Origin of the sequence: Caproicibacterium sp. XB2 (assembly GCF_044880635.1) — a bacterium.
Lineage (GTDB): Bacteria > Bacillota > Clostridia > Oscillospirales > Acutalibacteraceae > Caproicibacterium > Caproicibacterium lactatifermentans.
The window spans coordinates 691996-705242 of record NZ_CP173227.1 but is presented as its reverse complement, the minus strand read 5'-3'; the positions used below and the strand labels follow the sequence as shown (position 1 = coordinate 705242).

Sequence of the window (13247 nt, the reverse complement as noted above, 5' to 3'; positions counted from 1 at the left end):
GGCCGTGTCACCAAAAGCGCTGCAGTAACTTGCTGCCGTCCAACCGTACCTGCTATAATAGAAGTAAAAACATAACAGAAAGGAAGCTATATTATGGATAACCGCACTCGCCGTGACCTTGGGCTCGCTTATATAGCTGACAACGCCGTACAGAACGAAATGAAAGCAACTCAAAAACTGCTTTATGCCTTCAATCACACGGACGCAGAACAGACCGACCAGCTAACATCTCTGGCCTATCGAATCATCGGGAAAGCCGGAAAAGGGCTGTACATTATTCCGCCTTTTCACTGTGATTATGGAACACACATTTCCGTCGGGAGTCACCTATTTATTAACTACAACTGCACTATCCTGGACGTGGCAAGTGTTGAAATAGGGAATCACGTTCTTTTGGCCCCAAACGTTGCCATTTATACGGCCGGCCACCCCATTCACCCGGCGGCCCGCCGCTCCCAGTACGAATACGGCATACCTGTAAAAATTGGGGATAATGTGTGGATTGGCGGCAGTGCTGTTGTTCTGCCCGGCGTCACCATTGGGAGCGGAAGCGTTATCGGTGCCGGCAGTGTTGTTACCCATGACATTCCCGACAATGTTGTGGCCGCGGGAAATCCGTGCCGCGTCCTGCGCCCCATTACAGAAGACGATAAAAGATTTTACTATCGGGACAAAAAATTCGACCCGGAAGCATGGGCAGCTGTCTGCCCCGAATAAATCTTTATGCCTTTGCGGGCAACTATGCGGTATATTGGAAAATAAGCGGTCAACTTTTATGCAGATGCATGAAGCCATCATCTTTCCTTGACGCGACCTGTCAGATATGCCATAATGTTCTTTAGATTTTCTCAGGATTTCCGTGTCCTGCCTATCCTATATATAGGTGGGAAATCCTGTCAGGCTATAGCTATCTTCATAGAAGAGGAAGAATGAATCAAGTATTATGAAAAAACAAATAAAGCACATTTTGCCTGTCTTTCTTGCGGCGGCAGCCGCCCTGTTGATTGTCATCATTGTGCCGGCATCGGTTTCCGCCGCCTACAAAAGCGCGCAGAAGCAAAGCGCCTCGGACCGCGCGGCGGCCGCTGGTGCGGCACATCTGGAGCAGATGGAAAAGGCGAGCACTTCCGCTGTGGAAGCAAAGGTTTCGGCCATGCGGGAGCAGGAAACGATGGCAAAAATCGCGTCTGGGAAAGGTTCCATTTGGGACCAGTTTCAGGACTATGCGATTTTGGGTGACTCCCGTGCATCTGCATTTTATGAAAATGGATTGCTGGAAAAAGGACGTGTCCTCGCAAAAATCGGCTCTCAAATTACAGATGTAAAAAATCAGGTTACTGCGCTAAAAGCGCTCAACCCGTCCCGCATTTTTCTGATGTATGGTTTAAATGATATCGAATCCGGTGACTGGAACAACATACAGGCCTATACGGAAGAGCTTGGTCAAACTGTATCTATTTTAAAGCAGCTTTGCCCGCGCGCAACGGTTTATGTAAACTCTATTCTGCCGGTGCAGTCCCCTGCCTATCAGGAGTCAACATCTTATTACCGCCTAGCGGAATATAACACAGCCATCAAAGCATACTGCAAAAAGAATTCCATTTCTTATATTGATGCAACCGCTGTCTGTGAAGCGCACACTGACCTGTTTGAACCGGACGGCATTCACTATAAAGAAACATTTTACCCCTTCTGGGCCAACACCATTTTATCTGAGGTTTATAATCATGAAAAAGACTGAACGCTTTCTGATTCCTGCAGCGATGGCCGTATGTGTCGCTGTTCTTCTGCTATTTATAGGTTTCCTGCAAAAATCGGGAAAAATCAGCAAAGCGGATATAAAGACTGTTTCGCACGCCGTTACCTCGGTTACGGATATGTCCCAGATGGAAGAGGGCGACAACAGCATGGTAAAGCGGCTGTATGGTCTAGAACCCGGGAAATACAACGGGACTGTGCTTTATTACCCGACTTCCGCCGCCACTGCCAATGAAATTTTAATTGTAAAGTTGACGGACATCAAACAGCAGGATGAAGTAAAGGCCGCTGTGGAAGCACGGCTGGCCGTGCAGAAAAAGAATTTTAACGGCTATGGTGTCGGACAATATGAAATGCTGCAAAACAGCGTTACAGATATTTCCGGAAACTATGTCTTGTTCGCAGCAACCAAAAACGCAAAAGCGGCGGACGCTGCTTTTCAGAAAACACTCTAATGGGGGCAGAAGCAATGACATTTAGCAGTCTTATTTTCCTTTTTGCTTTCTTCCCCATCAGCCTTCTGCTGTACTATTTGGTACCGCAGAAAGCAAAGAACACGGCCCTCGTTGTAATCAGCCTACTTTTTTACGCCTGGGGCATGCCAAAATACATGGTGCTCCTTGCTTTCAGCATCTTTTTTAACTATTTTGCCGGCCTTGGCATTGCCCGCAGCAAAGCAGCGGACAAACGACACGCGGCACTGACCTATATGGTTATAGCCACTGTAGTGAATCTGCTGCTGCTCGGCTTCTTTAAATATGACGGATTTCTAATTGAAAACATCAATCATCTTTTTCATCTGTCCCTCACCTATACGCCGCTGCCGCTGCCGATTGGCATTTCTTTTTATACATTCCAGGCGCTCTCTTATCTTTTTGACATTTACATGGAAAAAGCACCTGTACAGGAAAATTTCATCAATTTTGCGGTTTATGTCAGCTTTTTCCCGAAAATCACCTCCGGACCGATTGTGCAGTACCATGACATGGTGGACCAGCTGACTCACCGCAGCTGTGACCTTGTAAAGTTCGGTGAAGGCGCCAAACTCTTTATTATCGGCCTTGGCAAAAAAGTGCTTTTGGCCGACGGCCTAAACACAACCTTTACTGCGGTTTCAGCTCTGCCGGCAAACGGTATTTCCACACTGACAGCCTGGGTGGGCTGCATTACTTACACACTGGTCATTTATTTTGATTTCAGCGGATATTCCGACATGGCGATTGGCCTTGCGAAAATGTTCGGCTTTGACTTTGCCAAAAACTTTGATTACCCTTATATTTCTGAAAGCGTTACAGAATACTGGAGGAGATGGCACATCTCCCTTGGACGGTGGTTCCGCGACTATGTCTATATTCCACTGGGCGGCAACCGGAACGGCCTTGCCAAAAATATCCGGAATATCATCATTGTCTGGCTGCTGACCGGCCTGTGGCATGGCGCCGCCTGGAACTTCATTTTCTGGGGCGGTTTCTACGGTGCGCTGCTGCTTCTTGAAAAATTTGTTCTGAAAGATTTTTTGCCCAAGATACCTGCGGCTGTAAAGCACATATTCACCATGCTGATGGTAATGATTGGCTGGGTCTTTTTCTTCTCGCCCACCCTCCCCTCTGGTCTGCTCTGGGTTGGAAGAATGTTCGGCATCGGTGCCCCCGCCGCAGCGGACGCGGCCGGCCGCTATTATCTTACACAAAGTCTGGCATTGATTATCATTGGTGCCTTCGGTGCCACGCCGGCCGCCGCACGAATCGGCCGCGGCATTTCCGCCATGGCACGCGGAAAGTACCGGCTGGCATTGCGAATTGTCAGCTGCTGTTTGATTTTGGTCCTGTCCATGGCCTATATGGTCAATTCAACCTACAGCACATTCCTTTACTTCAAATTCTGACAGGAGGCTATAAAAATGATTGATAGTGATACAGAAGCCTCCGGGAAGGAGACCATTGAAACACGGCGTCGGGCAACGCAGAAAAAGCGCGCACTGCTGCAGAAACGTCTGTCCATTTTAACCGGAATGACACTGCTTGTGGTGGTTTTGCTGACAGTAATCATAAACCTTGTAGTGCCTGATAAAAGCTTTTCCGTAAACGAAAACAGGAATCTGGCAGAATGGCCGAAGTTTTCCGTACAGAGCCTATTAGACGGCAGCTATACCACCGGGCTGCAGTCCTACGTTTCAGACCAGTTCTTCGGCAGGGATGGCTGGATTACATTCAAACTGAAGCAGGACCGGATAAAAGGTGTACAGGAATCCAACGGCGTATACCTCGGAAAAGACGGCTATCTGATGGAAAAGCCGGCGGAACCGGATAACAGCGCGGTGCAGAAAAGCATAGATGCTATCAATTCTTTTGCCGAAAAATACAACAGCGTTCATATGCACATGACAGTTGTGCCCAATGCCGCCTGCGTTTTATCCGACAAACTGCCAAAAAACGCACCAGTACGGGACCAAAAAGCGGACCTCGCAAACATCAAGGCACACCTGAATCAGCAGGTTTCTTTTACCGATGTGACCAGTGCCCTCTCCGCACACAAGAAGGAAAATATTTATTACCACACCGACCACCATTGGACCAGCCTAGGTGCAAGTTATGCGTTTCACGCCATGGCAGGCGGCCTCGGCATACAAAATCCACCGAAAAAATGCGACATCTACACGGTTACCAACCGTTTTGAGGGCACCATGGCTTCCAAAAGCGGCTGTTACGATTATCAGGACAGCATCGAGGTGTACATACCTAAAAACAGTGAAAACAGCTACTATGTAACCTATGAGGACAGCCATAAAAAAAGCGCCTCCCTTTACCAAAGCGCGGCGCTGAAAGCAAAAGACAAATACACGGTATTTCTGGGCGGTAACCACCCGCTTGTGACCATTCACACTACCAACAACAACCGCAAATGCCTACTGTTGTTTAAGGATTCCTATGCCAACTGCTTCGTGCAGTTCCTAACTCCCTACTATGAGGAAATCATTTTGGTAGACCCGCGGTATTACTACGAAAACGTCGGAAAAATCATGTCCGGCGAAAATGTTACCGATGTTCTGTTCCTCTACAATCTGAATACATTTGCTGCGGACACCGACCTTGCAGATGTGCTTTCCTCCGCAAAGATGACAGCAAAATAAAATGTGCTATATAGCAAAAGCCGTTCCCTTCTGTATAGGGAGCGGCTTTTGTGCATTGAAGAAGCAATATTTGATTTATTCCACGGCGCCCATTTCCATGGCCTCTTCTTCAGCGGCATCACGAAGTTTATCCAGCTTTACGTTGCGGGCATACAGAACCAGGTCAATACAGACCATAGCAATATCCGCAAGGTAGAACCATACAGAATAGGCTAACTGACCGCCTTGTGCCCATGTCCACAACTTGCTGAACAAGCCAAATCCATAGCCGGTGACCACCAAAATCTCGAACAAAACGCTTTTGCCTTTTGCAGTACGGGAATGTACCGACTTGGCAATGTTAAACGGCCAGGATACCCCAAACGTACAAAGCATCGCAATTTCACAGATTTGCACAACGTCAATCATTCATTTACGCTCCTTTTGCCACAAAGATGACTCTCTGCTACCCATTTGCATTTCTCTGTACTTTTTATTATACTAAGCACAGCGCAGTCTGTAAAAACTATATTTGCTATTGCTTCTATATGATATTGATATGGATAGGACGGAAATGCTTATGGAAATCACTTATGATTATTACCGCATTTTTTACTACGCGGCACAATACCACAGCTTTACCAGAGCGGCGCGGGCTATGCACAACAGTCAGCCAAACATCACACGCTGCATGAACGCGTTGGAGCAGCAGCTGGGGTGCACCCTGTTTGTTCGTTCCAACAAGGGAACAAAGCTGACGCCGGAGGGGCGTCGGTTGTACGCGCACGTTTCCATTGCTTATGAGCAGCTCCTCGCCGGACAGCAGGAGCTGGCGGGTGAACACAGCATGAAGCACGGGCTTGTTTCCATCGCCGCCAGTGAAACAGCACTGCACCTGCTTTTACTGAAACAGCTGCAGCGGTTTCACCGGCAGTATCCGGGCATTCGTCTGCGTATTTCCAATCACTCTACGCCGCAGGCTGTCGCCGCCCTGCAGAATGGGCTGGCGGACTTTGCGGTTGTGACAACTCCAGCTGATGTGCGAAAGCCGCTGAACGAAGGCATTCTCTATTCTTTTCGGGAAGTTCTCATCGGCGGACCGCAGTATGCCGAACTGGCAAAAAAGCCCCACTCCCTGCGAGACCTGCTGGATTGCCCGTTCATTTGCCTGGGAGAAGGCACCGGCACCCGTGAACTGTACCGGCACTGGTTCGCAGAGTACGGCCTTCCTCTACAGGCAGATGTAGAAGCCGCGACAATGGACCAAGTACTGCCGATGGTGCAGTACGACCTCGGCATTGGCTTCTATCCGGCGGAGCTAGCCGAGCCGGAAATCGCACAGAAACGCATTGTACAAATTCCGCTGACGGAACCGGTTCCTACCCGTTCGGTCTGCTTAATTGAAGATACTGCCCGACCGCTGAGCATGGCGGCAAAGGCACTGAAACAAATGCTGCCGGAAGAACACTGACCCTATCAAAAAAGAAGCGTTTCTATGAAATGGATGATTGCAGCGGATATTCACGGTTCGGCGCTGTACATGAACTGTTACCTATTGTTTTCTATCTTCTGTGTATTGTAATCAGTACAGATTCTTGTATAATATAATGCAATTAAAGAAAATAATGGAGGATAGAGCTATGGAAAACCGGTATGAGCTGAACAAAGACCTTGCACAGATGCTGAAGGGCGGCGTCATTATGGACGTTACATCCCCGGAACAGGCCAAAATTGCGGAACAGGCTGGTGCCTGTGCGGTGATGGCGCTGGAACGCATTCCTGCCGATATTCGGGCCGCCGGCGGTGTTTCCCGTATGAGTGACCCCAAAATGATTCGCAGCATTCAGCAGGCTGTGTCCATTCCTGTGATGGCCAAAGTGCGTATTGGGCACTTTGTAGAAGCCCAAATTTTGCAGGCAATTGAAATAGACTTCATCGATGAAAGTGAAGTGCTCTCCCCTGCCGATGATGTCTATCATATCGACAAAACAAAGTTTCAAGTCCCCTTTGTCTGCGGCGCAAAGGACCTCGGTGAAGCACTGCGGCGCATTGCGGAAGGTGCTTCCATGATTCGCACCAAAGGGGAACCCGGCACGGGAGATGTTGTACAGGCCGTGCGGCATATGCGGAAAATGAACAGTGAAATTCGCCGCATTCAAAGTATGCGGGAAGATGAACTGTACGAGGCCGCCAAACAGCTGGAGGTCCCCTACCGTATGGTACGCTCGGTACACGATAACGGCCGTCTGCCTGTTGTCAACTTTGCGGCCGGCGGCATTGCAACTCCGGCGGACGCCGCGCTGATGATGCAGCTGGGCGCTGAAGGCGTATTTGTCGGTTCCGGCATTTTTAAATCCGGCAACCCTGCCAAACGTGCTTCTGCTATCGTAAAAGCTGTGACAAATTACAAGGACCCCAAAATGCTCGCTGAACTTTCCACGGACTTGGGTGAAGCAATGGTCGGCATTAACGCAGATGAAATTGCGCTGTTAATGGCGGAACGCGGCAAATAAGGAGGCACTGTAAAAATGAAAATAGGTGTTTTTGCACTGCAGGGTGCTTTTGCGGAACACAGTGCCATGCTGCACCGTCTGGGTGTGGAAAGCCGTGAAATTCGTCAGCGTGCAGATATGAACGATTCTTTTGATGGGTTTATTCTTCCCGGCGGTGAAAGCACAGTCATGCGTAAACTGCTGCTGGAACTCGGTCTGCAACAGCCGCTTTCAGAACAGCTTGACCACGGTGTACCGATTTTCGGAACCTGTGCCGGTCTGCTGCTGCTTGCAAAGCAGGTGGAAAATGGACCCACCTGTCTTTCCCGAATGGACATTGCGGCAAAGCGGAATGCCTATGGGCGGCAGTTGGGCAGCTTCACAACTGTAGCACCGTTCGCTGGCATTGACAGCATCCCAATGACGTTTATCCGTGCGCCCTATATTTCCCGCACCTTTGGTGCCGCCCAGCCGTTGGCCGAAGTAAACGGCAAAATCGTTGCCGCACAGCAGGGAAATATGCTGGTCACCGCGTTCCACCCGGAATTAACCGCGGATACACGTGTGCACGCATATTTTCTGGACATGGTCAGACGGGCCGCACAAAAAGCCTCCTAAAATAAAATTCTCTCCATGTAAAAGGCCGCGCCTTACCATTGCTGTGGATAAAAAATCCGAGGACTTCTTTGAATAAAATTTTCCATATGCATTTGGCATGATAAAAAGCCGAAATCCCTTGAAATCTCCGGGATTTCGGCTTTAACTATAATATATGCTCAGTTTGCACAAATAGGCCGATTTCATCATAATAGTGCAAAGTGCGAACCGAAACACCTGTCAGCTTTGCAACCTCGTTTATTTTCAATTCCAACTGTCCCCATCTTTTTACATCTCTCGTGTTATGTTCAAACCATCATCATACTTTACACTATTACGTAACGTAACAGTCAATAGTTTTAGAGAAAGTTTTAAAAATAAAGAAAGAGTCTGCTTCGGGATAATATAAAAATGACAGATAATCCGAGGACTACCTGTCATTTGAAATAAACTATATTAAATTATAAGTCTCCTGCTGTGATTCCCACTCGGTGTTTGAAAATCCAATCTGATTCCAAACAATTGATATATATAATTTTTTGTGCTCATATAAACCTTTTGTACTTTTACAAATAACGATTATCAGAAAAATGCACTTAATATGTACTTCACAACTGGAACGATAGACTGGACCAACTGTCTATGGATACCCAAACAGATATCATGCTCCTGTTTCGGCAATTTTCAGTTCCTGGAGTACTTGCTCCTTTATTTGATAATACTCATCAATCTGTTGCTGGCTGGAAGCAAATAGGGACTCTCCAGCCAGTGTCTGCAGATTCGGACTTTTGGCATCCTTGTCACTTGATAAAAAAGTCTTTTTTGCACTTCCAAGTAAGAAGCAGCCTGCAGGACTGTTTGTAACAGGATAATATTGTCTTTGTTGAAAATCATTCAGTTTTCTTGCCTTATCAAAAGGTAATTTTTTAAGCAACACAAGATATTCCGAATTTTTTTGCAATGGAATCCACATTGGCATATTACAATTTAAAAAATTTCGTTTTTTGAAAGACGGACATACTTTCTGTTAAAATAATATTCTGCCCTTCCTTTTGTATGTTGCCCTTATAAATTTTTTGCACATGAATGGTTGAATATAAGCCGTTATCCCGAACCAGTCGTTCTCCATTGAATTGAACTCGTGCAATTAAATCAGCCTGCTTTACTAAATCGTTCGTATTTTTCACACCTGCATCTTTAAAAACTGTTTCCCAACTTTTTTCTGTAACCGGCAAATAAAGATAAGAAGAAATTTCATTTTTCACACTGTCCGTATAGGAAAAACGAATGATTCCCGCAAAGACGACGCAAGCCAAGCATAGAGCCGCAGGTATCAGATACCATTTCCACTTCATTCCTGCAGTTCGCCTTCTTCCAATTTGCCATCTGTCATTTTATAGTACTGGTCGCACATCTGTTTAAGATCTTCCCTATTATGGCTTGCAATCAAAATAGTTGCCCCGCGTTTCTGTTCCTCACGAATCAAATGTCGCACGGCTTCCACTGCTTCTTCGTCCAAAGCATTTGTTGGTTCATCCAGAATAATTAGCTCTGGTTTTTCCATTACCACTTGCGCAATTGCAAGACGCTGTTTCATACCGAGCGAGTATTTTTTATAGGTGCGCTTGTCCTCCGGGTTCAATCCTACACGGCGAATGCTTTCTTTAATCTCCTCATCTGAAATAATGTGGCGGATGGACGCCAGCACCTGCAAATTTTCAAAACCTGTGTAATAAGGCCAAAATCCAACATTCTCTATAATTAGTCCCATACTTTCAGGAAACGAGATTTCTTTTCCTAATTCTTTTCCAAACACCTTAACACTGCCTTCTGTTGGATGAATTAAACCGGAAACTGCACGAAACAGCATGGATTTTCCAGAGCCATTGTGACCGTAAAATTCGTAGCTTCCTCCTGTCTCCAGCGTTAAGTTAATATTGGATAATACTGTTTGGCCTTTTATTGTTTTTGACATATTCTGAATCTCAATCGCGGTCATGCAGATTCCCCTTTCACGAGTTCGATTAGGTCTTTTTTCTGTAAAATAACAGCTGATAGGACATAAGAAACAACAAACAAAACTGCCATCCATATCATAGAAAAAGCAGTGGTAAATCCCTTGAGTGGCTTATCCCAAAGATTTGCAAGCGGGCTGTCGCTGTGCCAGATATACATCTGGCTACTGGGCGGCAGTAATGAAAGAATTAAATTAATTTGTGAACTCTTATTATAAAATAATACTCCCAGTGCCAAACTGGCAGCATAAAAAATTAGAAGCAGTAAAAAAGATTTGCTTCTGCCAATCGACAACGAAGCAAAATTCTGAACAAACAGCATAAAAAACATCGACACCGTTTGAAATAAGAACAGCCGTCCATATATACTCATACTTTCCGAAGATAGAGTGAATCCACCCACCGTTCCAAAAAGAAAACTGAGGACAAAAATCAGCAACCATAAAACAACAACTTTCATTAAAAGTTCCACTGCTTTTTTCAGCAACCAACGTTGCTTGCTGCCAACCCTTGTAAAAACATACACAAAGTTAATCTCGTAATCTGCCAAAAACACGCCTGAAAAGATATAAAAGACAACAATTTCCGGGACAATTTGCAACAAAACCTGTGATATATCTGTACCATAAACAACGATACCCATAAAATTCTGTATAAAATACTGTTCCATATGGCTGTCCTGCACCGTGGATAAATTGCGAACCATAATAAATAAAAACAGAGCCGCAGCTGCCAAACACTCTAAAAAATCACGTAAATATTTCTTTCGGCGCATACTAGGATACCTCTTTTTTCAGGCTGTCCACATGGTCAGACATTACCGGAAGTAATAGAAATAGCCCCACCGTCAAACCAACCAGCAACAACAACTCTAGCAGAAAGTCATCCATAAAAGGTGGTGCAACACAAATAGTTTTCAAAAAGAATTTGAGGTCTATAAGTGCTTTTGTAGATGAAACCACATAATCCAACAACACGAATGCATACACTACTGCAGCACCTAATACACTATTTCTTCCAATAAAAGTAATCGCGCAAAATAGAATATCCATCAAAAGAAAAGTCAACACTTGCAGGATAAATCCCTGCAGTAAAAAGGTTCTCTGTCCCCGCATACCGCTCCACTGGCCTGCAACTGCCAGTCGAAGGAAAAGCAACAGATACAGATAAATTACATAAGCAGCGCTTTCCAACAGCATCACTTTCAACCACTGGCACCAAAACTTCTGATTGCTTCCAAATCGGACACGCACAGCAGAATTCAGGAAAAAGTCTTGACTAAAAAGCAGGCAGAGAATAAAAAATGGAACCTCAATAAATGCAACGCTCCACATTCCAAAAACAGATTCATAAGTAGCGTCGAAGAAAACAAATTTTCCTTCGTCCCAAGTTGCTGCATTTAATAAATCAGGGAATAAAGGAATAAGGAAAAATAGAGCGGCAAAAGTACTACAATAGCCCACAACTTTCGCTCACGAATTCGCAGTTCTAGATATTTTTTTATCATAACGACTCATCCTTCTGAAAGCGCTTGTACAACACCACAAGTAGTGCACAAATTCCAGCAAGCACCGCCGCAACAATTGGAAACAGCATAATGTTGCCACTTGCAAATAAAGCATAACTGGGATCCATTTTAAAGTTGAACTTCCCAATCAGGAAACCCACAACCATCCACACAATTCCCGGCAAAGTCAGCACTAAAAAGCGACTTTTGCGTAAAAATAAGGATAGAGCAAATGCAACGACTCCAAACAAGCCAGATGTTAATGCTGGAACGAGGCAATACAAAAAATTATTTAGATATTATTTAGATACGGATGGTTTAGCTGAAATGCGGTAAAGCTGCCACCAATTGTATTGCCAAACATATGGCTGTAATTGTCTATATATGGTCTGTCCGCAATCATATATGGTGTACTAGCAGGGCAGCAAATCAACAAAACGACCTGCTCCAAAACCAGTGGAATCAGCACAATTAGAAATGCACCTAAAAAAGAAGTCAGCAGATTGCCAAGATAATAATTTTGCTTTCCTACCCTTGGAATCACCACATTGGCAACGCCGCTCTTTCGGTCATCAAAGCTGTGATATGCATAGGCTAATGCAGCAAGGAAAGGCATTGCCATTCTCACAAAGACTTGATTCATAATTGAATTGGGAAATGTATTTCCCCCATAACTATCGCCCCAATAAAAACCAGTCCCATTCGGTCCCCAGTAAACATAAGCTGGATTTAAATATGTAACATCGGTTTTATAAAATGAAAATAGACAAAAGAAAAGCACACCAAAAATAAGTGCGAAAGACAGCAACAATGCAAAATAAAATTCTCTACATCGCATCATGTCTTTAAAATCTCGTTTCAATTCTTGCCGTAACATAAAATTCCTCCCATAAAAGCGCATTTATAAGCATAAAGAGAGGAATTGCCTGTAAGCAATTTCTCTCTTCCAAGCTACTACATTAAATTAACCGAAATCACACGTTCCGGATAATGGAGTGTTAGATTTTTAACACAGGGATAGTTATAATGAGCATGCCCCGATCCTTTTCCCATTGTAAATGTATCTACTACACGTTCATTGCAAACAAGTTGATATATATCCAAATATATTTTTTTGTTCCAATCAAGCTTGTCATTCAAATACGCATCTGAAACTGCACCAACCCCTTTTTCATAATGCCCGCTAACCGGTGCAATAACCAAAGTGTTTGGTGTCCGCCATTCTTTCAGTTCACAGTTTGTCCAACCGTCACTTCCCGCAAAAGCAGGAGCAGCGTACACCGCCAATTAAAAAGAGAAGTCCCGTATTGGTAGATTCTTTTTTTCTCTTCTGTACGGAACGTTTTCGGAGCAAGTTCATCCGCAAGTCTTTCATTCCATGCTTTCAACGCATCTTTCTACCATTGTTCTTTAATATTATACCACCAATTTTTCCATTTCAAGCCAGATTGTAATAATTGGTAGATTTTTTGCTGAATAATCCGAAAAAGGCACTAAAAATCCAAATGTATCCTGTCCAGGTAAGAAATAAATCTCCATGATATATTTATCGACGACCATCTGCACATTTTTCAATCCAACGCCATGCCGAAGCTTATTTGCTTTTTCTGTGATAAATCACCGACCGCTATAATTGCGTCAATGGCGTATGCTTTGGATGATATAAAAGATAAGGCAAAGTAGTACAAGAAAAGCAAACCGGCTTAAAATATCCGTCTGTGAAAACAATTGCTTTTCCAAATTGCTACGTACAAGATTGACCATAACAA

Annotated in this window: 16 protein-coding genes and 1 pseudogene; 8 read left to right on the top strand and 9 right to left on the bottom strand. The window is 44.8% G+C overall.

Annotation, left to right across the window (positions count from 1 at the left end; translation table 11 throughout):
* Positions 1–93 precede the first annotated feature (93 nt).
* The 5 genes from ACIHKT_RS03355 to ACIHKT_RS03335 all read left to right on the top strand — a co-directional run bounded on the left by ACIHKT_RS03355 (position 94) and on the right by ACIHKT_RS03335 (position 4888).
* Positions 94–717: a sugar O-acetyltransferase gene (locus ACIHKT_RS03355; RefSeq protein WP_404352756.1), complete on the top strand. Its 624-nt coding sequence runs from the start codon at positions 94–96 to the stop codon at positions 715–717.
* Positions 718–943: 226 nt separating this feature from the next.
* The gene (locus tag ACIHKT_RS03350; protein WP_086035539.1) at positions 944–1741 is read left to right on the top strand and encodes an SGNH/GDSL hydrolase family protein; all 798 of its coding nucleotides are present in this window, start codon (positions 944–946) and stop codon (positions 1739–1741) included.
* Positions 1728–2213 carry a DUF4358 domain-containing protein gene (locus tag ACIHKT_RS03345; protein ID WP_157658916.1) on the top strand — a complete coding sequence of 162 codons (486 nt, stop codon included), beginning with the start codon at positions 1728–1730 and terminating at the stop codon, positions 2211–2213. Before ACIHKT_RS03350 ends, ACIHKT_RS03345 begins: the two co-directional genes overlap by 14 nt.
* Before the next feature lie 14 nt (positions 2214–2227).
* On the top strand, positions 2228–3643 hold the full coding sequence (locus tag ACIHKT_RS03340; protein WP_086035537.1) for an MBOAT family O-acyltransferase: 1416 nt from the start codon (positions 2228–2230) through the stop codon (positions 3641–3643).
* Positions 3644–3658: 15 nt separating this feature from the next.
* On the top strand, positions 3659–4888 hold the full coding sequence (locus ACIHKT_RS03335; RefSeq protein WP_174193298.1) for a DHHW family protein: 1230 nt from the start codon (positions 3659–3661) through the stop codon (positions 4886–4888).
* A gap of 75 nt (positions 4889–4963) precedes the next feature.
* On the opposite strand, the gene ACIHKT_RS03330 is transcribed toward ACIHKT_RS03335, so the two are convergent.
* Positions 4964–5296 carry a hypothetical protein gene (locus ACIHKT_RS03330; protein ID WP_236849658.1) on the bottom strand — a complete coding sequence of 111 codons (333 nt, stop codon included), beginning with the start codon at positions 5294–5296 and terminating at the stop codon, positions 4964–4966.
* Positions 5297–5447: 151 nt separating this feature from the next.
* Here ACIHKT_RS03330 and ACIHKT_RS03325 point away from each other — a divergent pair, with 151 nt between their 5' ends.
* From ACIHKT_RS03325 to pdxT, 3 genes are all read left to right on the top strand, one after another.
* A complete protein-coding gene (locus tag ACIHKT_RS03325; RefSeq protein ID WP_086035535.1) occupies positions 5448–6338 on the top strand; it encodes a LysR family transcriptional regulator in 891 nt (296 codons plus the stop codon).
* Between the two features lie 169 nt (positions 6339–6507).
* Positions 6508–7380: a pyridoxal 5'-phosphate synthase lyase subunit PdxS gene (gene pdxS / locus ACIHKT_RS03320; protein ID WP_086035534.1), complete on the top strand. Its 873-nt coding sequence runs from the start codon at positions 6508–6510 to the stop codon at positions 7378–7380.
* 15 nt (positions 7381–7395) lie between these two features.
* Positions 7396–7977 carry a pyridoxal 5'-phosphate synthase glutaminase subunit PdxT gene (pdxT, locus tag ACIHKT_RS03315; protein WP_086035533.1) on the top strand — a complete coding sequence of 194 codons (582 nt, stop codon included), beginning with the start codon at positions 7396–7398 and terminating at the stop codon, positions 7975–7977.
* Positions 7978–8134: 157 nt separating this feature from the next.
* On the opposite strand, the pseudogene ACIHKT_RS03310 reads toward pdxT, so the two are convergent.
* The 8 genes and pseudogenes from ACIHKT_RS03310 to ACIHKT_RS03275 form a co-directional block, all read right to left on the bottom strand.
* Positions 8135–8224, bottom strand: a pseudogene (locus tag ACIHKT_RS03310) (MerR family DNA-binding transcriptional regulator); the annotation flags it as partial.
* Positions 8225–8617: 393 nt separating this feature from the next.
* Positions 8618–8917 carry a hypothetical protein gene (locus ACIHKT_RS03305; protein ID WP_086035531.1) on the bottom strand — a complete coding sequence of 100 codons (300 nt, stop codon included), beginning with the start codon at positions 8915–8917 and terminating at the stop codon, positions 8618–8620.
* Between the two features lie 19 nt (positions 8918–8936).
* Positions 8937–9311: a hypothetical protein gene (locus ACIHKT_RS03300; RefSeq protein WP_086035530.1), complete on the bottom strand. Its 375-nt coding sequence runs from the start codon at positions 9309–9311 to the stop codon at positions 8937–8939.
* On the bottom strand, positions 9308–9955 hold the full coding sequence (locus tag ACIHKT_RS03295) for an ATP-binding cassette domain-containing protein (protein ID WP_086035529.1): 648 nt from the start codon (positions 9953–9955) through the stop codon (positions 9308–9310). The genes ACIHKT_RS03300 and ACIHKT_RS03295 overlap by 4 nt, the downstream gene beginning before the upstream one ends.
* On the bottom strand, positions 9952–10746 hold the full coding sequence (locus ACIHKT_RS03290; RefSeq protein ID WP_086035528.1) for a DUF2705 family protein: 795 nt from the start codon (positions 10744–10746) through the stop codon (positions 9952–9954). The genes ACIHKT_RS03295 and ACIHKT_RS03290 overlap by 4 nt, the downstream gene beginning before the upstream one ends.
* 1 nt (position 10747) lies before the next feature.
* On the bottom strand, positions 10748–11434 hold the full coding sequence (locus ACIHKT_RS03285; protein ID WP_404352751.1) for a hypothetical protein: 687 nt from the start codon (positions 11432–11434) through the stop codon (positions 10748–10750).
* 336 nt (positions 11435–11770) lie between these two features.
* Complete coding sequence (locus ACIHKT_RS03280; protein WP_174193304.1) at positions 11771–12355, bottom strand: hypothetical protein; 585 nt, start codon at positions 12353–12355, stop codon at positions 11771–11773.
* Positions 12356–12432: 77 nt separating this feature from the next.
* Positions 12433–12765 (bottom strand): hypothetical protein, encoded by a 333-nt coding sequence (locus tag ACIHKT_RS03275; protein ID WP_157658912.1) that lies wholly within the window; start codon positions 12763–12765, stop codon positions 12433–12435.
* Positions 12766–13247 lie beyond the last annotated feature (482 nt).